This window comes from Hymenobacter saemangeumensis, from assembly GCF_039541835.1.
Lineage (GTDB): Bacteria > Bacteroidota > Bacteroidia > Cytophagales > Hymenobacteraceae > Hymenobacter > Hymenobacter saemangeumensis.
Window position 1 is genome coordinate 155584 of record NZ_BAABGZ010000006.1, and the last position, 20007, is coordinate 175590.

The following is a 20007-nucleotide window of genomic DNA, read 5'->3' on the forward strand; positions in this document are numbered from 1 at the left end:
GCAACGAGGCGGAGTAGCCGCTACCATCCGTTTCGCAACGAGCTACTGCGGCGGCAGTGCGGCATTGGCGCTTTCAGCACCACGCGAAACAGATATTCACGCGGCTCTGGCAGGCTTACAGGTGCTGCTTGATGTATTGAAATACGGCGGGGTGGTTGAGCAGCCCGCCGTGGTGCTGCTGGGCAAACACGGCCGTGCGCACGGTGGTGCCGGGGGGCAAATCGGCTTCGTTGCCGAAGATGGCTGCCCCGTGGGCGCTCTGCTTGCCCACCAGCCCATCGCCGAAGTACTCGCGAATAGCCGCGGGCAGGCTGGTGCGCAGCCAGGAGCCCAGCAGAATGTGGTACTGCACCCCCGGCAGGGGCGGCACCTTGGTGCGGGGCGGGGTAAGGTCGGTGGCGTGCGCGTCCTGCCAGTCTTCATCCACCAGAATGGCGTGGCGCAGGTCTTTGATGCCGTTGCTGCGCTTGTTGAGAGCCCGGCTGAGGAAGCGCGTCGGAAACAGGTTGATGCGGTGCAGCAGGCGCTCGGTGAAGTGGCTGTTCTGCTCCAGCCAGGAGCCGTCGTTGGGGGTGCCCAGCATAAACACCGAGCGCAGGTGGACCAGCCAGGATGCTTTATTAATTAATGATGAAGAATTAGTAATTGATAGTTGTTCCGAATCGGAAGCTCCTGTATCAATTCTTAATTCTTCCTTATTAATTCTTAATTGCTGCGGCGCAGCCGCAGCGTAGTGTCCGGCCGACCGGATGATGAGGCCGCCCATGGAGTGGCCCACCAGCACCAGCTCGCCGATGGCGTTGGGGTAGGTGTCGACCAGCTCAGCAAGCAGGCGGTTGAGCTCGCGGCCGTTTTCGGAAAGGTGCAGGCCGGTGTTGTAGCGCAGGTAAAGAATGCGCACCCGGGCTTCGTCGGCCAGGCGGGGGCCGTAGCGGCGGGTACCCGGCGCATCCTGAAACCCGGTTTGCCAGATAAGCTCGTCGCCCATGAGGCCGTGCACGAACACCACGGTTTTCTGATGGGGCTCGCTCAGGGCCAGCTCGGCCACGCGGATGTCGTGGCCGGCGCGGCGGAAGCTCATCCGGATGGCGCGGCGGTCGTGGCGGGCCGCCAGCTGGTCGCCGAGGGCGCCGTTGAGCACGGGCAGGAAAAAGTGCTGGTGGGCCTGGCCCGAGCGTAGCAGGTAGCCGGCGCCGCGCACGGGCAGCAGGGCAGCGCGGCCCACGGCGCCCAGCAGGCGCCGCAGCCGGCCAGGGGAATTCGAGTTGGAGTCCTTCATAAAGTATAGCGAAGGTAAGGGGGGCTTATGCCAGAAACCGGGCCTGAAGCTCGGGGGTAGGCAGCAGGCAGGTTTCCTGCCGGCCAAACCAGCGGTAGCGGTTGCGGGCCACCCAGCGGTACAGGGCATCGCGCAGAAAAGCCGGCAGCACCCGGCCCAGCGCCAGCCAGCGCCAGCCGCCGCTCAGGCCGGCGGCAATGCGCAGCACAGCCGCCGAGTGGGTGTAGATGCGTCCCTGGTCAAGGAGCACCACCGAGTCAGGGTCGGTCAGGGCGGGGGTGAGGGGCTGGCCGTGGGCGTCGAGCAAGGCGCGGGCGGCTTCCGACTGCAGGGGAGCAAACCGGAACTGCCCGCGGGCATCGTGGCGGATGACGAACTGCACAAAGCCATTGCACAGGTTGCATACGCCGTCGAAAAGGATGGTTGCAGGAACGGCAGACATGAGAAAGGAAGGTCGTGGCAGACTGCCGGGCATACGGGCTGCAAAGGCTGGGGTTAAAAACCGGCGGAGCCAGCTTTTGTTGCGGGCCGATATGCAGCAGCGCCACGAGGAATAAGTCGTAGAAAAAGTTGCATACTAGTAGGCTTGCCTGGTAAATGGTTGAGTTCGTCGGGTGTTTATCCGTATTTGCCGAAGAAAAATACCGATTTATTCTGGGTGGATAACTCAGTAAACTTTTGGATACCACCGTATAGAGCACACTTTTCCTTTCAAAACACCTTTCACTACTCCTACGATAATGAAGCGAACTTCCATTTTCCTCCTGACCCTGCTGATGGGTGGAGCCCTGACCCTTAGTTCCTGCGGCGACAACAACCACGGCAACAGCAACGCTGAAAGCGGCATGGGCTCCGATGGCTCGGGCGATGCCACCATGAGCAGCGACACCTCCGACACCATGGGCGGCTCGGGCGGCATGGGCGGCTCAGGCACTAGTGGCTCAACAACCGGCGGGGGCTCCACGGCAGGTGGCTCTACTTCCGGGGGCATGGGCGGCTCTACGGCCGGCAGCACTACTGCGGGCGGCACCGGCACTACCGCGGGCGCCTCCACTTCTGGCGGGGGCATGGGCGGCTCTACCGCCGGTAGCGGCGCAGCAGGCGGCAGCACCAGTGGCTCGGGCATGGGCTCTACTTCGGGCTCTACCGGCGGGGGCACTACCCGCTAAGCAACAAACCTCACACTTCCTTCCTCCACCATTCCTTTCCACTCCAATGAAAAAGACATCAATTCTGGTTGGTATGCTCGGCCTGATGCTGGCCGCGGCTCCTTCCTTCGCTCAATCGGGCAGCACCAGCGGCTCGGGCATGGGTTCTACCTCGGGCACTACTTCCGGCACTACCGCCGGTAGCGGCTCCGACCGTGGCATGAGCACCTCGGGTACCATGGGCTCCGGCTCGATGGGTACTACTTCGGGCACCACGTCCGGCAGCGGCTCCGACCGCGGCACCATGGGCTCGGGCAGCATGGGCAGCACTTCGGGTACTACCGCGGGTTCGGGCAGCATGGGAACCACTTCGGGCAGCACCAGTGGCTCGGGCTCGATGGGCAGCACTTCGGGCTCTACCACAGGCTCGGGCTCGATGGGCACTACCTCCGGCTCGGGTACTAGGGGCAGCGGCACCGGCTCGGGCACCATGAGTGGCGGCTCCGGGTCGGGTTCCGGCACGATGTCGGGCAGCCGCAGCAAAACCAAGACGAAGTCGCGCTCGGGCAGCAGTACTTCGGGCTCCACGCGCTCCGGCCGTCGCTCGTCGGGCAGTGGCTCGGGCAGCACTACTTCCGGTGGCGGCTCTACCACGCGCTAACACATCCTCATTCGACCGAGTCGAGTTCTGTAAGCAGGCGAAAAGACCGGGGCCAGACGGCCCGGGCTTTTCGCCTGCTTTTTTTCTAAAAGCTCCCCCAGGCCAAGCCTGCTGATGCGGAGGGCGGGCATGCGGCCATACCCCGCCGATTTACGTACTTAGCAGCCGCAACCCAATTTGTTTTCTCATGAAGCTTATTCCCCGCTCTGGCCTGGCTTTCCTGCTGGGCGCCTCCCTGGCACTTTCTCTCACTGCCTGCGACTACCGCTACAGCCCCGGCCTCGACAACCAGCGCCGCGACTTTAGCAACGCGCCCGGCTGGCGCAACGAAGACATAAACCGCGACAGCATCAACTACAAGCAGCGCGCCCCGGCGCCGGGCGGCGTAGGCTCGGCCGCGGCGATGGCCAATGGTACCGTAGACGAGCAGCGGGCCTCCGTGCCCCGCCGCCAGGGAGCCGCCAGCCCCAGCGGCCAGATGGCCCCGGTGAGCGAGCAAAGCCGCCCCACAGAAAGCGGCGAATAATAGTACTGCCTGCCAAAAAGCCCTGTGCCTTCAGTTAGGGACTAGGCTTTTTGCCCGGTTATACGCCGTTGGCACTAGCATCTTTATGTCATAGCGCGGCATAGCAATGCTGTAGACCTTTGCAGCGCAGCTAAGTGGAAAAGTCAAGCTTTTCCACTTAGCTGCAGTAAGACGCGGCTGTTTGGCTTGCCAACAGCTGCAGTTTGTTGCATAACGAAGAAAAGCCCGCTTCCCTGAAGCGGGCTTTTTTGCTTGGAAAGGCGCGCTGGCATATCGAAAAAACAGCAGCCGGCCTTAACCTCCGGGGGGCGCTGGCACGTAGTACCTGCCACAGCGTTCCACCTCTTTTCCAGTGCCTATGTTATCAAACACCGCCTCCCGGGCCGACACGCCCGCTTTCACCCCGGTGGTTCCCGGCCTCAGCGTTCTGCGCGACGTGTTCGTGAACCTCTACTACGCCTTCGACCCGGCTCAGCCCCAGGGCCCCTGGGTGCTGATTGACGCGGGCCTGCCCGGCTCGGCCAGTAAGATTGGGGCCCACGCCGCCGAGCTGTTTGGCAGCGAGCAGCCCCCTGCTGCCATCCTGCTCACTCATGGACACTTCGACCACGTGGGCGCCCTCGACGGCCTGCTCAAGGCCTGGCCCGAGGTGCCCGTGTTTGCCCACCCCCTGGAGCTGCCTTACCTCACCGGCAAGTCGAGCTACCCACCACCCGACCCCACCGTGGGCGGGGGCATGATGGCCTATATGTCGTTTGTGTACCCCAAGCACCCCTACGACTTTGGCAGCCGCGTGCAGGCCCTGCCCGCCGATGGCAGCGTGCCCGGCCTGCCGGGCTGGCGCTGGCTTCACACCCCCGGCCATACCTTCGGCCACGTCTCCTTTTTCCGGGAGCAGGACAAAGTGCTGGTAGCCGGCGACGCCATGACCACGGTAAAGGGCGAGTCGGGGCTGTACACCCTCACCCAAAAGCAGGAAGTGCACGGCCCGCCGGCCTACTTCACGCCCGACTGGGATTCGGCCCGCGCCTCGGTGGAGCTGCTGGCCCGTATGGACATTGAGGTGGCGGCCACCGGCCACGGCATTCCCATGCACGGCGACGAGCTGCGCCGCCAGCTCACGGCCCTGGCCGCACAGTTCGATGCGGTGGAGCGCCCCAAAGTGGGCCGCTACGTGAAGCAGCCGGCCACAGCCGATGGCGGTGGGGTGCGCTTCATACCCCCACCCCTGGTAAATCCCTGGGTGAAAGGCCTGGCCATTGGCGGCGCCGTGCTGGGCCTGCTCGCGCTGGCTACCAGCGGTGGCCGGAAAGGACGCAGCCAAAAGCCGCTGGGTAAGCCGGGCCACTACACCGGCCCGGCCGGGCCCCGCCGCTACACCGACCACGGCCCCGACCAGCGCTACTCCCAGCAGCGCACCGACCGCATAGAGACGCAGTACCCTTAAGGAATGCTGATGCTAAGTTGACTTTCGGCAATAATGGTTGTCAGTTGTCAGTTGTCAGTTGTCAGAATTGTTCTGACGTCTGCTTTGCAAGAACAGCCTGACAACTAACAACTAACAACTAACAACTAACAACTAACAACTAACAACCAATAATCGAATTCAAGCGAAAAGCCCACCCAACTAAAACGGGTGGGCTTTTTATTTTTTAGGGCCTGCCTGCCGGGCCGCCCAGCGGTCCATCTTACGCTCCAGCACGGCCAGGGGCATGGCGCCGTCTTTTAGCAGCTCGTCGTGAAAGGCACGCAGGCTGAAGTTCCGGCCCAGCTGCTTCTGGTAGCGGCTGCGCAGCTCCTGAATTTTCAGCTCCCCGATTTTATAGCTCAAGGCCTGGCCCGGTATGGCCATGTAGCGCTCTATCTCCGTTGTGGCGCTTTGCTCGCTGATGGCTTCGTTGTCCATCATGTACTTGATGGCTTCTTCGCGCGTCATGCCCCGGGCGTGCATGCCCACATCGACAACCAGCCGGATAGCCCGGTGAATTTCGGTGCCCAAGGCGCCCAGGCGCTGGTAGGGGTCGGTGTAGAGGCCCAGCTCGCTGCCCAGGCTTTCGCAGTACAGGGCCCAGCCTTCGCTCATGGCGCTGTAGCTGCCAAAGCGGCGGAACTTGGGCAGGCTGGCATTTTCCTGCTGCAGCGACACCTGGTAGTGGTGGCCGGGAATGGCTTCGTGCAGAAACAGGGCTTCCATGGCCGGGTTGGCTACAATGTTGTACTTGCCTGCATCGAGTATAGGAACGTAGAAAATGCCGGGCCGCGAGCCATCGGGCGCCCCGCGGTTGTACTGCGCGCTGGCCGAAGCCGCCCGGTATGCCTCCGTGGCCCGCACCTCAAACCCGGTGCTGGGGCGGCGGCTGAACAACGCCGGCAGGGCAGGGGCAAGGCGCTGCTGAATGGCAGCAAACGCCGCCAGCACCTCGGCCTCGGTTTTGAACGGCCGGAATTTCGAGTCGGTATTGACGAAGTTGAAGTACGCCGTCAGGTCGCCTTTAAAGCCAATCTGCTGTTTTACCCGCTCCATCTCGCCGCGAATGCGGGCCACTTCCCGCAGGCCGGTTTGGTAAATTTCCTCGGGCTTGCGCTCGGTGGTGGTCCAGTAACGCACCGCGTGGGCGTAGCGCTGGGCGCCGCCCGGCAGGGCGCCCAGGCCGGTGCTGGCCCTTGCCTGGGGCAGGTATTCCTTTTCCAGAAAGTCGATTAGGCGCTGGTAGGGCGCCACCACATCCGTGGGCAGGGCCTGGGCCAGGGCCGCGCTCAGGCGCTGGCGGTCGGCCTCGGCCACGCTTTTGGGAAAGGTGGTGAAAGGGCCATAGAATACGCTTTTGCCTGGCTCAACGGGCAGCAGGGCATGCAGCTGCGGAATCATCTTGCTCACCACGGCCCGGGGCAGCACCACGCCGGCTTTCAGCCCGCGCCGCATGTTAACAATGGCTGAGTCGGCCCAGGCCGGAAAGCCATGCAGGCGCGCCAGCCAGTTGTCGTAGTCCTTCGCGTTGCGAAAGGGCTGGGAGCCGGTGCCGGCCCCCAGCTGCGCCAGCATAATGGGCAGGCCTCCAAACTGCGTAAACGGCATCATCCAGTTGTTGAGCTGCAGCCCGGCCAGGTCGGTTTGCAGGCGGTAGCGGAAGATGTCGTAGCTCACCCGGTCGTTTTCCGAGAGCCTGACGCGGTCGAACTTCTGCAGCTGGGCCAGGGAGCGCTGGTAGAAGTGGCGCAGTGTATCGCGGAAGGCCTGGGTCTGGTCGTTGGGCAGCCGGTCGTTGTAGCGGTTGTCGCCCTGGCTCATGGCGTGCAGGGGAAAAAGCTGGCTGCTGCGCTCCCAGTAGCGCTCAAACAGCGCCGCCAGCTGGGGCGAGGCAGCGGAGCGGGCCGCCGGCGCTGCGGCCCGCTTTTGCCCCCGGGCGTGGCCCCCATACAAAAGAAAGAAGCCCACGAAGGCCAGGGTAAGTAGTCTCATAGCAGCGTAGTGCGGAACGCAAGTAAGCGGCTATTGTTTCGCGCCGGCCGCTTTTCCCGCTAAGCCGGGTACAATAGGCGGTGGATGCGACGGAACGGCGGTTGACGTGCCCGGGCAAAAAAGAAACCGGTCGGCAGGCCAGCCGCTGCTCGCGCCTCACTGCATAGGTTGCGCTGGCCTGCAGCCAGCTGCAGCGTTTGCCGCTGCGGCTGGCTGCTGCCACGACAGGCAGAGGCGTGCGGGTGCAGGACGAGCCGCCGGCGCCGGGCTTTGGTGTGCTGATGCTGCCGGTGGGCAGGTAGGAGCGGGCCTGGGGCGGGGTACCCCGGCAGCAAGCGCCAGGGAAAGGCCGGCCATCCGGCCTTCGCGGGCATAAAAAAAGCGCGGACTCTGAAGTCCGCGCTTTTTCTTTGAGTGGCACCGCCTATTGTCTGGCGGCCCAGTCGTCCATTTTCTTTTCCAGCACGGCCAGGGGCATCACGCCGTCTTTCAGCAGCTCGTCGTGGAAGCTGCTGAGGGAGAACTTGCTGCCCAGCTGCTTTTCGTAGCGGCGGCGCAGCTCCTGAATTTTCAGGGCGCCAATCTTGTAGCTCAGGGCCTGGCCGGGAATTGCCATGTAGCGCTCAATGGCCGAGGTGGCTTCGGCTTCGCTCATGGCCTGGTTTTCCATCACGTAGGCAATGGCCTGCTCGCGGGTCATGTTCTTGGAGTGCAGGCCGGTGTCGACCACCAGGCGCACGGCGCGCAGCATCTCGTCGCCCAGGGCGCCCATGCGCTGGTAGGGGTCGGTGTAGAGGCCCAGCTCCTTGCCCAGGGTTTCGCTGTACAGGGCCCAGCCTTCGCCCATGGCCCCGTACCAGGCAAAGCGCCGGAACTTGGGCAGGTCCTGGTTTTCCTGCTGCAGCGAAATCTGGTAGTGGTGGCCGGGAATGGCTTCGTGCAGGAACAGCGACTCCATGCCCGAGGTAATGTTGAACTTGGTGGCGTCCACAATGGGGATGTAGAAGATGCCGGGCCGGGAGCCGTCGGGGCTGCCCTGGTTGTACTCGGCCGAAGCCGACGCGGCACGAAACGCCTCGGTCTGCCGAATCTCAAACGGCGTCTTGGGCGTGCGGCCGAACATCTTCTTCAGGTTGGGGTCAATCTTGGCCTGAATGGTATGGAAAGCGTCGAGTACCTCCTTGGGGGTTTTGTAGGGGTACAGCTTGGGGTTGCTGTTGAGCGAGGCGAAAAATGCCTTCAGGTCGCCCTGGAAGCCTACTTCGGCCTTCACCTTTTCCATCTCGCCCCGGATGCGGGCCACCTCGGCCAGGCCGGTCTGGTGAATCTCGGCCGGCGTCTTGTCGGTCGTGGTCCAGTTGTGCACGTAGTACTTGTAAATCTGCTCACCGCCGGGCACGGCCGAGATGCCGCTGCTGGCCCGCGCCTTGGGCAGGTACTCATTTTTGAGGAAGTCGCCCAGCTTTTTGTAGCTAGGCACCAGCTGCGTCAGAATGGCTTCCTGGTAGGCCGAGCTCAGGCGCTTGCGGTCGGCTACCGAAAAGTCCTTGGGAAAGCGGTTGATGGGCCCATAAAACAAGGACTTGGCGGCGTCGCTCACCACCAGCTCTTCCATCTGCGGTATCATCTTCACCACCAGCGCCCGGGGCAGCACCACGCCGGCCTGCATGCCGCGCCGCATGTTGCCAATGGCCGAGTCGGCCCACACCGTGAAGCCGCGCACGCGGCCCAGCCAGTTGTCGTAGTCTTGCACCGTCTTGAAGGGCTGCGTGCCCTCGCCCGAGCCGTACTGCCCCAGGGTAAGCGGCAGGCCCCAGAACTGGTTTACCGGCAGCATCCAGGTGTTGAGCTGTAAGCCGGCCAGGCGCTCCTGCATCTCGTACTTGAAGATGTCGTAGCTCACCTTGTCGTTTTCGCTCAGCTTTTCGCGGTCAAACTGGTTGATGCGGTTCAGGTAGTCCTGGTACACGGTGCGCAGCGTGTCGCGGAAGGCCCGCGTCTGGTCGTTGGGCAGCAGGTGGTTGAAGCGGTTGTCGCCCTGGGAGGTGGCGCTCATGGGGTCGAGGCGCGACTGCACTTCCCAGTAATTGGCGAAGAGCGTGGGCAGGTCGTCGGCCTTGCCGTGGGCCCCGCCATTGCCTGCGGCCGATTCGGTACTTTTATTCTGATTGCAGGCCGTAGCCAGCGTGGCCGCTACCAGGCCGGTGAGGAAAAGTTTCTTCATGAAGGCATAAAAAAGAAAGTGCCGGCAAGCTACAACGCCGGCCGCGCAAGGACGGCCGACCAAGCAAGGAGGTTGCGGACGGCCCCGGCCCCGAAAACCACAAAAGCCGTCGTGCCGGGCTTGTAAAACCCGCTCTCCGACCAAGTCAGAAAGCGGATTAACAAGCGCGGCACGACGGCCTTGGCTTTGTCGGCAGTAAGGCCGGCTGCCTTACATGCGCCCGGTGGCAATACGACCCAGCTGGGTAGCTACCTGCTGCCGGGTTTTGCCCGGTATTTCGCCGGGCACGCTAATGATAAGCGTCTGCCCGTTTTTGTTTACGTAGAGGCTGCCCTCGGTGTCGTCGTAAAAGGCCGAGCGGCCCAGGCTGGGCTGGTCGGAAACTTTATGGCGGGCATTGCGGGCCATATCCCGAGAGTCGGCCAGCTGCCCGTCGCCAGCCAGGCGAATCATAACCAGGGGCGCGGTGGAAGTGGCACCGGCATCGCTGGCCACGTAGGCGGCCGTGGTGGTGCTCATGGCTGCCGTAGAGTCAGAGCCGGTCTGCAGAGCCACCGGGCGGTTGAGAATGCCCGCTATTTCGGCCGGGGTAAGTACGTTGCGGGCCGACTTGGGCAGCGCGCTCATGTCGGTAGTGCCAGTACCTGCGGCGGTGCCGGTACCGCCAGCATCAGCTGTGCCGGTTGCACCGGTGCCCGTAGCGTCCGTGGTGGTGGTGGTGGCCGTGGCCGTAGTAGTGCCGCCTGTATCCTGCTCGCTGGTGGCAGCGCAGCTGCTGGTCAGCAGCAGGGCCGTGAGCGACAGCGGCAGCAGCAGTGCGGACCGCTGGGTGCGCACTAAGTCAGAAAACGAGGAGAAAAGCGTAAGCATGGCGTGTGAAAGTGAAGGTAAGTAGGTAAGGTAAGCAGCGTAAAGGCCCCGCTAGTATAGGAATACCTGCGGCGCTAAGATTGGCTTTACGCGAAGCAGGCGAGGGTGTTTCGTTTCCGGCCGCGCACCTGGAAAATGGTGGCGGCAGGCCGAGCCAGCTCGGGGGATGCAGACCGCCAGAATTTCTGTCCTCACTAGCTGAAAAGGCTAACTCCTCCCGGCGCTTACCAGACATAAGGAACGCGACAGAAGCAGCAGACGGGCTACGCAACCTGCGCCTGTTTTCCTGCGACAGAGTCGCGCTATCTGGAACAGGAAGGCCAGCAACAGCAAGGGCCCCGGCACAGCAGCTGCTCCGATAAAGAACAGCTGCTGTGCCGGGGCCTGATTTAGATTTTCTCTCTCGTGAAAAGGCGGTTTATAACCGGGGCAAAGGCCTGAAATTCCGCTCTAAGTCAACTGCTTTAGCCATTGCTGGGCCGCTTCCTCATCGTCGAACACCCGGTAGGTAAGCGCCGCCGCCTGCGCCTCTTCCATCACCTGGCTTGCGGAAAGCTGCGCATACGCGTCGGTGGGCAGGAGTACGGCGCCGTAAATATTCTCGCCACGCTGCGCGGCCTGCAGCCAGTAGTTCACAATCCAGGTGGTTTCTTCCTCAGTGAAGGCTTCCATCTGACGCTGGTCGCCCAGAATCTTGTTCCAGCTATTGCGCCGCAACAGCTGGCCGGTGTGCGTCAGAAATGCCTGTAGGTGATGCAGCTTGCGCTTGCCGGCGTGGTACTGCACCAGGGCATAGCCATCGGGATGCTCCAGCACCCGGCCAACAGGATTTTCAAAATATAATCGAAGAGCAGAAGGGTTCATGCAACAGGATGCAGAAAGGAAATGGAACGAAGCGCAAGCCCGCTCAGCAGCCACAAAGCTACGCAACAGGAAAGACGGGCAGGAGTTTTTACTATTTCACTCAATGCTGCCAACGAATGGTTAGGTTCAATAAACTGCAAAAAAAACCATTTGAAGTGCAGTTTTGGCTGGTTTTTGAGCCTTGCAAAGTATTCACGCACTTTATCCCGTAACCCGTCCACCCAACGGGTTGCTGGCTGCGCATGCGCGGCCCTTGCGGCGGGGCCGGGCTATCTTCGTGGTTCGGTTTATTTCCCCGTTTCGCGTGCGCTTTTCTGTTCTGCTAGTTGTTTTGTGCGGCCTGCTGCCGCTGTCCACTGCCTTTTCCCAAACCCGGCCTGCCCGGCCTACGGGACCGGTGCGCCGCCCGGCTCTGCCCCGCGCAGAGGCGGCCCGGCGGGCTGCCGCCCAGGCCGCGGCCCGGCAGAAAGCCCCGGCCCCGGGAGCGCCGGCCTTCACGCAGTACCTGCGCTCGCGCTGGGTCGACTCGCTGATGCGGGTGCTCACGCCCGACCAGCGGGCGGCCCAGCTGTTTATGGTGGCGGCCTACTCCAACCGAAAGCGTGTGGACGAGGACTCGGTGTCGGCCCTGATTCAGCGCTACGGCATTGGGGGGCTGATATTTTTCCAGGGTGGCCCGGGCCGGCAGGCGCGCCTGCTCAACCGCTACCAGAGCCAGAGCCGCGTGCCGCTGCTGGTGGCCATGGACGCCGAGTGGGGCGTAGGCATGCGCCTGGATAGCGTGCTGCGCTTCCCCTACCAGATGAGCCTGGGCGCAGGCACCCGGTCCGACTCCCTGCAGCTCTACGACATGGGCCGCGAGGTAGCCCGGCAGTTCAAGCGCCTGGGCATGCACGTCAACTTCGCCCCCGTGGTCGACGTCAACAACAACGCGGCCAACCCCGTCATTGGCTTTCGCTCCTGGGGCGAAGACCCGGCGGCCGTAACCCGGGCCAGCCGCCTCTACATGCGCGGCATGCAGGATGCGGGCATCCTGGCCGTGGCCAAGCACTTCCCCGGGCACGGCGACGTAGATGCCGACTCCCACCTGGCCCTGCCCACGGTGCGCGTCGACCGCCGCCGGCTCGATACCCTGGAGCTGCCGCCCTTTCGCAACCTGATTAAAGCCGGGGTGGGCGGGATGATGATTGCCCACCTCAACGTGCCGGCGCTGGACACCACCGGTGGCCCCAGCACCCTGTCGCGGCCCATCGTCACCGACTTCCTGCGCGGGGAGCTGGGCTTCCGCGGCATTGTCTTCACCGATGCCATGAACATGCAGGGCGTCATCAGCAAGTTTCCGCCCGGCGAGGCCGACGTGCGGGCCCTGCTGGCCGGCAACGACATCCTGGAGTTCAGCAAAAACGTGCCCCTGGCCCTGCGCATGGTGCGGGCGGCCGTCGACAGCGGCCGCATCTCCCAGCGGGAGATTGACGAGCACTGCCGGCGCGTGCTGGCCCTGAAGCAGTGGGCCGGCCTGCACAAGTACCGCCCCGTTAACACCAGCAACCTGTTTCAGGACCTGAACCCGCCCCACGCCCGCTACCTCAGCCGGCGCCTGAGCGAGCAGAGCCTGACTTTGCTGCGCAACCAGCGCAACCTGCTGCCCCTGCGCCGCCTCGACACCCTGCGCATTGCCACGCTGGTGGTGGGCGGCTCGGTGCTGACCGACACCACCGAGTTTCAAAAGGCCGTGGCCGACTACGCGCCGGCCGACCATTTCCGGCTGTCGGCCACTGCCAGCCTCGACGAGCTGACGGCCCTGCGTGAAAAGCTTTTTCCGTATAACCTGATACTGGTGGGCCTGCAGAACCTGGGCCGCTCCCCGGCCAGCAGCTTCGGCATCACGCCCGAAACCAACATGCTGCTGCGCGAGCTTACCAAGCCCGGGCAGCAGGTAGTAATCAGTGTGTTTGGCTCGGCCTACGCCGTGGGCCGCATCCGCGACCTGGACCGGGCCGGGGCCGTGGTGCTGGCCTACCAGGAAAGCCAGAATGCCCAGAGCAATGCCGCCCAGCTTATCTTCGGCGGCATCGGCGCCCAGGGCCAGCTGCCCGTCACGGTGTCCGACAAGCTGCCCCTGGGCACGGGCCTCATCAGCGAGGGCGGGCTGCGCCTGCGCTACGCCACGCCCGAAGATGTGGGCCTGGACGGCCGCCTCGAAGCCCGCATCGACAGCATTGTGGGCCGGGCTCTGGCTGCGCAGGCCACACCGGGTATGCAGGTGCTCATCGCCCGCAAAGGGGCCGTGGTGCTGCGCAAAAGCTACGGCAACCAGACGTACGCGGGCTTTGTAGGGGATGGGGAAGAGGGCATAGGCAATAAGGGACAAGGGAAGGGGAAGAAGGAGAAGCGGAAAAAGGATAAGTCCGTGTCCCCGATGCCCTCTTCCGTATCCCCGTCTATTCCCCGGCCCGTGCGTGATACCGATGTGTACGACCTGGCTTCGCTGACCAAGGCCCTGGCTGCCACGCCGGCCCTGATGAAGCTGCAGGAAGCCGGCCGCTTCAGCCTCGACAGCACCCTGGGCCAGTACTTCCCGGAGCTGCGCAAAACCAACAAGGCCGACCTGAAGCTGCGCGACGTGCTCAGCCACCAGGCGGGCCTGAAGGCGTTTATTCCCTTCTGGAAAGACCTGACCAACAAAGACGGCGAGCTGCGCCGCCGCTACATCCACACCGACTCCTCAGCCCGCTTCCCGCTGCCGGTGGCCCAGGGCCTGTGGGCCCGCCGCGACCTGCCCGAGCTGCTACTGGAGAAAATTGGCGAGTCTCCCCTGAACGAGAAGCCGGGCTATGTGTATTCCGACCTGTCGTTCTACCTCTATCCGCAGCTGGTGCGGCAGCGCACAGGCATGGAGTTCGAGGATTTCCTGCACAAGGAAATCTACCGCCCGCTGGGGGCCACCACGCTGAAGTTTAAGCCCAAAAACCACTTCGCGCGCCCGCGCATTGTGCCCACGGAGTACGATTCCGCATTCCGGCGGCAGCTGCTGCACGGCACTGTGAACGACGAGGGCGCGGCCCTGCTGGGCGGCATCTCGGGGCACGCGGGCCTGTTTGGTACGGCCAACGACGTGGCCAAGCTGGCCCAGGCCTACGCCTGGGGTGGGCGCTACGGCGGGCAGCAGCTGTTCAGCAAGGAGGTGCTGGAGGAGTACACGCGCTGCCAGTTCTGCCCCGGCAACCGCCGCGGGCTGGGCTTCGACCGGCAGGCAGCCACGCCGGCCGGCAACACGGCCAAAGGCGCTTCGGCGCGCAGCTTCGGGCACTCGGGCTTCACGGGCACCTACTTCTGGGTCGACCCCGAGACGGAGCTGGTGGTGGTGGTGCTCAGCAACCGCGTGCATACCTCGCGGCACAACAACAAGCTGAGCCAGCTGAACGTGCGGACGGATATTCAGCAGGCGGCAATTGAGGCTTTGCGGCGCTGATTTCCTTTGCCGATGTCCCGCAGTGGGCGCGGTGGGTTGCGCAGTGAACGCAGTGTTGTTCTGGCGATATACCTTGCGGTATGCACGAGAACCAGATTTCTTTCCAAATTCGCAAGGCAGCCTATGGGGTTCATACTGACCTGGGGCCTGGCCTGTTGGAATCGGTATATGAGACGGCTTTGGCTCATGAGCTGCCAAGCAGGCTTACAGGTAGCTAGGCAGGTGCCTATGCCCATGGTATACAAGGGAATTGCCATGGAGGCAGGTTACCGGCTCGACTTACTGGTAGAAGGCAAGGTGATAGTGGAGTTGAAATCAGTTGAGACGCTGCAGGAAGTACATTTCAAACAGCTCACCACTTATCTGAAGCTATCCGGTCTCAAGCTTGGCCTGCTCATCAACTTCAACGTCGACCGGCTAAAAGAACACATGCATCGCCGGGTGAACGGCCTCGAGAACGACACTGCGCTCACTGCGGGAAACAGGCACAGCGCTAAAGGCGTTGTCGTAAGCTACTTCCCCAGCTCCTCTGCCCGGTCCCGCGCCGCCGTGGCGCCTGCCATCAGCCCCTCCCGTACCGCGCCGGCGCCGAAAGCCCGCAGCGCCGCCTCCGTAGTGCCGCCCTTGGAAGCCACCCGTGCAATCCAGTCCTCGCAGCTCAGGCCGGCCTGGGAGTAGAGCTCCACGGCCCCGCGAAAGGTCTGGCTGACCAGCAGCTCGGCCTCCGCCGGGGCGAAGCCCATCTGGGCGGCGGCATCCATGAGGGCGCCCATGCAGTAGTACACGTAGGCCGGCCCGCTGCCGGAGATGGCCGTGCTGGCGTCGATGGCGCTTTCGGTCTCCACATACACCGTCTTGCCGGTGGTGGAAAGCAGGTTCTGCACCTGCACCAGCTCGGCCCGCGTCACCTCATCGGTGCTGGTGAAGGCCGTCATGCCCATGCCAATCTGGGAGGGCAGGTTGGGCATGGCCCGGATAATCTTGGGTGTGCCCAGCTCTTCGCGCAGGGTGGCAATGCGCACGCCGGCCATGATGCTCAGCACCAGCTGCTGGGGCTGCACCAGGCCGCGCAGGCCTTCAAACAGCGCACGGGAATCCTGGGGCTTCACGGCCAGGATGATGATGTCGGCCCCCGGCACGCACTCGCTGGGGTGGCCCCACACGGTGCCTACTTCATGGATGGCCAGGGCTGGCACCCGCTCCGGTGAGCGGGCCAGCAGCCGCAAGTCGAGCCGCGAGGTGATGTGGGCGCGCACAAAGCTGCGGGCATACGTCAGCCCCATGTTGCCGCCGCCGATGATGAGGATTTTCATTTTTTAGTTGTCAGGTGGTAGTTGTCAGTTGTCAGGGCTGGAAAAGGTAGAATTCTCATCAGCACATCAAAAAATCAGCACATCAACCAATCAGGCTTTCCACACCCAATTGCGGCGGTAGAGCCAGCCCAGCACGGCCCACCAGATGAGCAGGGAGACGACCGCGCCGGCCAGTGAGGCTGCTTTGGGGTTTTCAAACCAGGGGGCAATGCCTTTCTGGTACAAAAAGTCCTTCACGCTCAGCTCGCCGATATGGACGCGGTTGAGGGTGCGGGCCAGAATGCTGGAGCCGAAAAAGACGGCCAGGGCATTCACACCCAGCGCTCGGAAAGGGCTGGTCCAGCCCGTGCGCCGACGCAGGTCGCAGTGCCAGTACAGTACGGCTAGCATCAGCGCCGCCATGCCGCCGGTAAACAGCACGTAGGAGCTGGTCCAAAGGCTTTTATTGATGGGGAACCACGGGTGCCAGGCCAGCCCGGCGGTGGCCAGCGCGAAGCCGGTGCCCAGCAGCCCCAGCGTGCGCTGAATAGGAGAGCGAACTTCCTGCCGCAGCCACTGCCCGGCCAGCAAACCCAGAATGGCCGTGCCAATGGCCGGCAGCGTACCCAGCAGGCCTTCGGGGTCCCAGGTTCGGCTTTGCTTCCAGAGGTGGCTCTCGCCCAGCACCGTGCGGTCGAGCCAGGCGCCGAGGTTGGTGGCCGGCTCCAGGTTGGCCGGGCCGAAGCCGGGCACGGGCACTACCTGCAGCAGCACCGCGTAGCCGGCCAGCAGCGCCAGCAGCAGGGCCAGCTGCCCGCGGCAGGAAGTGTACAGGAAGAGGAAGGCACCGGCCGCGTACACCAGGGCAATGCGTACCAGCACGCCCGGAATGCGCAGGGTGGCCAGGTCGAAATCCAGCCAGGTGGAAGCAAACAAGCCCAGGCCCGCCAGCACGGCGGCCCGCTTCAGCACCTGCGCCAGGGCCGCTCTGCCTCGCCCTTCCCGTTTGGCCGCCGCCAGCGCATACACCGTACTCACGCCCACGATGAACAGGAAAAACGGAAACACCAGGTCGGCCAGGGTGCAGCCGTGCCACTCGGCATGGGCCAGCGGGGCGTAGATGTGGTCCCAGTCGCCGGGGTGGTTCACCAGCAGCATCAGGGCCACGGTGAGGCCACGGAATACGTCGAGGGAAACCAGGCGGGTAGTGGGGGCGGTAAGCGGAGGGGGCATGAGCAGCGGGAAGCTTTGCCCGAAAGTAGGGCGTAAATACCTGAAGGGGTAAGGCCGGATACCAATGCGCTACTTCGCGGGCCTGATGTAGCCGGCTTAGCCTTCGGCTGGCGTTATTGGGGCCCCAATTCATTTAAATCAATGCTACGCGCTACCCTTGCGGCCGGTGGGCTGCTACTTTCAGGGCTTACGGCCTGCTCCGACTCATCCCAGCCGTTTGCTTATCGGCAAAGTCAGGGGGTTTCTGGCGCGGATGGAGTGCCCCGCGATTCAGCTACCAGCTACTTCCCGGCCCGGGTAAGTGGTGGTGCCGGCTGGTTTGCGGATGCGGCGGCAAACCGGCAGTGCCGGCGGGAATACCGCGCCGTCTCGCGCTACCTTTTCGCCTTTGGCGCACCGGTGCTGTCGAATTATTACCAGGGCCAGCCCAGCTACCGCCTGCTGTGGCGGGGCCGCTACAGCAGGCCGCTGCTGCTCACTCTGCGCCGGACGCCGGACGGGGGCGTGCTGCAAACCCAGTTTCTGAACAAGCATCCGCAGCAGTTCGGCGTCACGACGCTCCCGCCCGGGCCCAACCCCGACCATCCCCACCTCACGCCTGACGAGCGGAAACGCCTCCTGCAGGAGCAGCAGCTGCTGGCCACCAACGATGAGTACCTGGCAACCGCGGCCCGGGCCCGGGCACCAGTAGTGGTGGTGAATGCGGAGCTGGTTGCGCTGAACACCGCGCAGGTTCGGCAGTTTACCACCCTGCTCGACCAGGCCGGGTTCTGGCAGCTGCCCGCCTGCGTGGCCGACACGGGAGCCGCGGAAGGCGGGTGGACGCTGGAGGCGGCCACTGCCGGCGGGTACTACGTGGTAAGCCGGCATCGGCCGGGCAGCGGGCTCCGGCGGTGCGGCGAATACCTGCGGAGCCTGAGCCCCGCCAGAATGGACGAGCTGTTGTAGCGCGGACGTTCAGTTCGCGTTTGTGCCCGTGGAATTGTGTGGTCTCGGCTGGGGTGGCGACTTCAGCAGCTGCTTTCCGTCTGCCTTTGGGCCCGGAGAGTCGTTCTGCCCCGCGGACTGAAAGCCCGCGCTACTTCCTGCCAAACAGCCGGGCGAAGAAGCCGCGCTTCTTCTTGGCTTCGGCTTTCACCTTCACCTTGTCCTCGGCCTGCTTGATTTTGACTTTTACCAGGTCGGCCTCGGAGGGCGTGACGGCCACGGGCGGGGCCATGACGATGGGCGGCGGGGTGCCGGCAGCCACGGCGGGGCTGCCGGCCTTCACCACCTCCACGGGCAGCTTGCCACTGGTGAACAGGCGCACCGGGCGGCTTTCGTTGTGCAGGCGGTCGAAGGCGGTGAGGTAGTAGGCGTAGGCCTGCCCGGGCACGGCCGTGGTGTCGATGTAGGCGCCGGGGTTGCCGGGGGCGGGCCGGGGCAGAGCCAGGATGCTGCGCGGGTCGTTGGGCGTGGGCTGCTCGTCGCCGTCGAAGCGGTAGAGGGCGTAGTAGGTGGCGGCGTCGCCATCGGCGGCCGGCGGGCCCGACTCCCAGCCTAGGGTAATCTGGCGGCCGGCACGGCTGAGTACGGCGTTGGCCACGGGCTGGGGCGGCACGGCATCAAGCCAGGGCATGGTGGGCACCAGGGCCGGGGCCCGGAACAGGTCCTGGCGCAGGCTGTCGGTGGTGCCCAGCGGGTTTTTCACCAGGGAGCGGGCCGAGAAAAACACGCTGCCGCCTACTTCGCCGCCATAGCTGCGGTTGAGGCGAATCTGCCGGGGCAGCTCGCGGGGGTTGCGCCAGGTGGTGTCGGAACGGGTGCTCTCCAGCATGCGGTAGGTGCCGTGCCCGATGTAGAGGTGGCGGTCGAAGCGGTTTTTCACCCACCAGTCCACCAGCACGGGGTAGGGGCAGAGCTTGAAGTTGGTGCTCCAGTAGAGCTGGGGCACGATGTAGTCAATCCAGCCCTTTTGCAGCCAGAGGCGGGTGTCGGCGTAGAGGTTGGCGTAGGAGGGCTGCCCGGCGCGGGTGTCGGAGCCCTCGGGGAAGGCCTTGGACTTGTTCATCCACACGCCGAAGGGCGAGATGCCGAACTTCACCCAGCGCTTGGCTGCCCGGATGCTGTCGTGCAGGTCGTGGATGAGGGCGTTCACGTTCTGCCGGCGCCAGTCGGCCAGCTTGAGGCTGTCGGGGTTGTGGGCCCGGAAGGCGGCGGCGTCGGGCAGCACCTTGCCGGCCTCGGGGTAGGGGTAGAAGTAGTCGTCGAAGTGCACGGCGTCGATATCATAGCGCCGCACCACGTCCATAATCACCCGCTTGATGTAGGCCCGCACCTCGGGCAGGCCGGGGTTGTAGAGGTACTGCCCGTTGTACTTGATAAACCACTCCGGGTGCTGCTTCAGCGGGTGGCTGGGCGCCAGCGTGCGCGTCACCGAGTCCATGGTGGCCCGGTAGGGGTTGAACCAGGCGTGAAACTCCATGCCCCGCTTGTGGGCTTCGGTGATGAGAAAGGGCAGGGGGTCGTCGTCGCCGGCCGGCGCCTTGCCCTGCTGCCCGGTGAGGTACTTGCTCCAGGGCTCCAGGCCCGACTTATAGAAGGCATCCGACACGGGCCGTATCTGCACGAAGGCTGCGTTCAGGCCTGCCTGCTGCCCGGCGTCGAGCAGCTTGAGGTAGTCGCGCCGGTACAGGGCCGGGCTTTGCCCGCGCTGCACGGGCCAGTCGATGTTGGCCACCGAGGCAATCCAGAAGGCCCGCAGCTCGCGCTTGGGCGGCGGGGCGTCTTCGTCGGCCTGGGCGCGGGCGGGGCCGGCCAGGCCGGCTATCAGGAAAAAAAGGAAACAGCAAAAAAGGCCAGCGGCGGGAAAACGAAACATCAACAGAAGTCAGCAACACGAAAAGTCCCGCAAATTACGGCGGTGGCGGCGCGTTAGCGGGGCGGGCGGCTGTAATTATGGCGCCGGTTCCGGGCTTTCTTCGGGGGCAGGCCTTATC

15 protein-coding genes and 1 pseudogene are annotated in these 20007 nt (G+C 64.1%); 7 read left to right on the forward strand and 9 right to left on the reverse strand.

Translation table 11 applies throughout. The annotated features are described in order from the left end of the window. Positions 1-115 precede the first annotated feature (115 nt). Both ABD919_RS01115 and ABD919_RS01120 read right to left on the reverse strand, forming a co-directional pair. Positions 116-1279: an esterase/lipase family protein gene (locus ABD919_RS01115; protein WP_345233003.1), complete on the reverse strand. Its 1164-nt coding sequence runs from the start codon at positions 1277-1279 to the stop codon at positions 116-118. 25 nt (positions 1280-1304) lie between these two features. Further along, positions 1305-1721, reverse strand: a complete 417-nt coding sequence (locus ABD919_RS01120; RefSeq protein WP_345233005.1) for a thiol-disulfide oxidoreductase DCC family protein — start codon at positions 1719-1721, stop codon at positions 1305-1307. A 298-nt stretch (positions 1722-2019) separates the two neighbouring features. Between ABD919_RS01120 and ABD919_RS01125 the strand changes: the two genes are divergently transcribed. The 4 genes from ABD919_RS01125 (at position 2020) to ABD919_RS01140 (ending at position 5061) form a co-directional block, all read left to right on the forward strand. Beyond that, a complete protein-coding gene (locus ABD919_RS01125) occupies positions 2020-2448 on the forward strand; it encodes a hypothetical protein (RefSeq protein ID WP_345233007.1) in 429 nt (142 codons plus the stop codon). A 46-nt stretch (positions 2449-2494) separates the two neighbouring features. After that, positions 2495-3088 (forward strand): hypothetical protein, encoded by a 594-nt coding sequence (locus ABD919_RS01130; RefSeq protein WP_345233009.1) that lies wholly within the window; start codon positions 2495-2497, stop codon positions 3086-3088. Positions 3089-3275: 187 nt separating this feature from the next. After that, on the forward strand, positions 3276-3614 hold the full coding sequence (locus tag ABD919_RS01135) for a hypothetical protein (RefSeq protein ID WP_345233010.1): 339 nt from the start codon (positions 3276-3278) through the stop codon (positions 3612-3614). 358 nt (positions 3615-3972) lie between these two features. After that, entirely contained in the window at positions 3973-5061 is a 1089-nt protein-coding gene (locus ABD919_RS01140) for an MBL fold metallo-hydrolase (RefSeq protein ID WP_345233012.1), read from the forward strand. 198 nt (positions 5062-5259) lie between these two features. Here the strand turns inward: ABD919_RS01140 and ABD919_RS01145 are convergent, their stop codons facing one another. The 4 genes from ABD919_RS01145 to ABD919_RS01160 form a co-directional block, all read right to left on the reverse strand. Then, a complete protein-coding gene (locus ABD919_RS01145; protein ID WP_345233014.1) occupies positions 5260-7074 on the reverse strand; it encodes a DUF885 domain-containing protein in 1815 nt (604 codons plus the stop codon). Positions 7075-7498: 424 nt separating this feature from the next. Further along, the gene (locus ABD919_RS01150; RefSeq protein WP_345233015.1) at positions 7499-9298 is read right to left on the reverse strand and encodes a DUF885 domain-containing protein; all 1800 of its coding nucleotides are present in this window, start codon (positions 9296-9298) and stop codon (positions 7499-7501) included. Between the two features lie 210 nt (positions 9299-9508). Then, positions 9509-10168 carry a hypothetical protein gene (locus tag ABD919_RS01155; RefSeq protein ID WP_345233017.1) on the reverse strand — a complete coding sequence of 220 codons (660 nt, stop codon included), beginning with the start codon at positions 10166-10168 and terminating at the stop codon, positions 9509-9511. A gap of 450 nt (positions 10169-10618) precedes the next feature. After that, positions 10619-11032 carry a hypothetical protein gene (locus tag ABD919_RS01160; RefSeq protein ID WP_345233019.1) on the reverse strand — a complete coding sequence of 138 codons (414 nt, stop codon included), beginning with the start codon at positions 11030-11032 and terminating at the stop codon, positions 10619-10621. A 304-nt stretch (positions 11033-11336) separates the two neighbouring features. Between ABD919_RS01160 and ABD919_RS01165 the strand changes: the two genes are divergently transcribed. After that, positions 11337-14504: a serine hydrolase domain-containing protein gene (locus ABD919_RS01165; protein ID WP_345233021.1), complete on the forward strand. Its 3168-nt coding sequence runs from the start codon at positions 11337-11339 to the stop codon at positions 14502-14504. Between the two features lie 80 nt (positions 14505-14584). Then, a pseudogene (locus ABD919_RS23915) lies at positions 14585-14930 on the forward strand (GxxExxY protein); the annotation flags it as partial. An 86-nt stretch (positions 14931-15016) separates the two neighbouring features. On the opposite strand, the gene proC reads toward ABD919_RS23915, so the two are convergent. Together proC and ABD919_RS01175 are read right to left on the reverse strand one after the other, a co-directional pair. Next, positions 15017-15817 (reverse strand): pyrroline-5-carboxylate reductase, encoded by an 801-nt coding sequence (gene proC / locus ABD919_RS01170; RefSeq protein ID WP_345233023.1) that lies wholly within the window; start codon positions 15815-15817, stop codon positions 15017-15019. Between the two features lie 90 nt (positions 15818-15907). Further along, positions 15908-17029 (reverse strand): acyltransferase family protein, encoded by a 1122-nt coding sequence (locus ABD919_RS01175; protein ID WP_345233025.1) that lies wholly within the window; start codon positions 17027-17029, stop codon positions 15908-15910. A gap of 258 nt (positions 17030-17287) precedes the next feature. On the opposite strand from ABD919_RS01175, the gene ABD919_RS01180 reads away from it, so the two are divergent. Continuing rightward, a complete protein-coding gene (locus tag ABD919_RS01180; protein WP_345233027.1) occupies positions 17288-17977 on the forward strand; it encodes a hypothetical protein in 690 nt (229 codons plus the stop codon). Positions 17978-18107: 130 nt separating this feature from the next. Here the strand turns inward: ABD919_RS01180 and ABD919_RS01185 are convergent, their stop codons facing one another. Further along, positions 18108-19889, reverse strand: a complete 1782-nt coding sequence (locus ABD919_RS01185; protein WP_345233028.1) for a family 10 glycosylhydrolase — start codon at positions 19887-19889, stop codon at positions 18108-18110. Positions 19890-20007: the final 118 nt, after the last annotated feature.

Excerpts from the sequence above, each read along its gene's own strand:
- ABD919_RS01115 (WP_345233003.1), bottom strand. The coding sequence starts at position 1,279 with ATGAAGGACTCCAACTCGAATTCCCCTGGCCGGCTGCGGCGCCTGCTG.
- ABD919_RS01120 (WP_345233005.1), bottom strand. The coding sequence starts at position 1,721 with ATGTCTGCCGTTCCTGCAACCATCCTTTTCGACGGCGTATGCAACCTG.
- ABD919_RS01125 (WP_345233007.1), top strand. The coding sequence starts at position 2,020 with ATGAAGCGAACTTCCATTTTCCTCCTGACCCTGCTGATGGGTGGAGCC.
- ABD919_RS01130 (WP_345233009.1), top strand. The coding sequence starts at position 2,495 with ATGAAAAAGACATCAATTCTGGTTGGTATGCTCGGCCTGATGCTGGCC.
- ABD919_RS01135 (WP_345233010.1), top strand. The coding sequence starts at position 3,276 with ATGAAGCTTATTCCCCGCTCTGGCCTGGCTTTCCTGCTGGGCGCCTCC.
- ABD919_RS01140 (WP_345233012.1), top strand. The coding sequence starts at position 3,973 with ATGTTATCAAACACCGCCTCCCGGGCCGACACGCCCGCTTTCACCCCG.
- ABD919_RS01145 (WP_345233014.1), bottom strand. The coding sequence starts at position 7,074 with ATGAGACTACTTACCCTGGCCTTCGTGGGCTTCTTTCTTTTGTATGGG.
- ABD919_RS01150 (WP_345233015.1), bottom strand. The coding sequence starts at position 9,298 with ATGAAGAAACTTTTCCTCACCGGCCTGGTAGCGGCCACGCTGGCTACG.
- ABD919_RS01155 (WP_345233017.1), bottom strand. The coding sequence starts at position 10,168 with ATGCTTACGCTTTTCTCCTCGTTTTCTGACTTAGTGCGCACCCAGCGG.
- ABD919_RS01160 (WP_345233019.1), bottom strand. The coding sequence starts at position 11,032 with ATGAACCCTTCTGCTCTTCGATTATATTTTGAAAATCCTGTTGGCCGG.
- proC (WP_345233023.1), bottom strand. The coding sequence starts at position 15,817 with ATGAAAATCCTCATCATCGGCGGCGGCAACATGGGGCTGACGTATGCC.
- ABD919_RS01175 (WP_345233025.1), bottom strand. The coding sequence starts at position 17,029 with ATGCCCCCTCCGCTTACCGCCCCCACTACCCGCCTGGTTTCCCTCGAC.
- ABD919_RS01185 (WP_345233028.1), bottom strand. The coding sequence starts at position 19,889 with ATGTTTCGTTTTCCCGCCGCTGGCCTTTTTTGCTGTTTCCTTTTTTTC.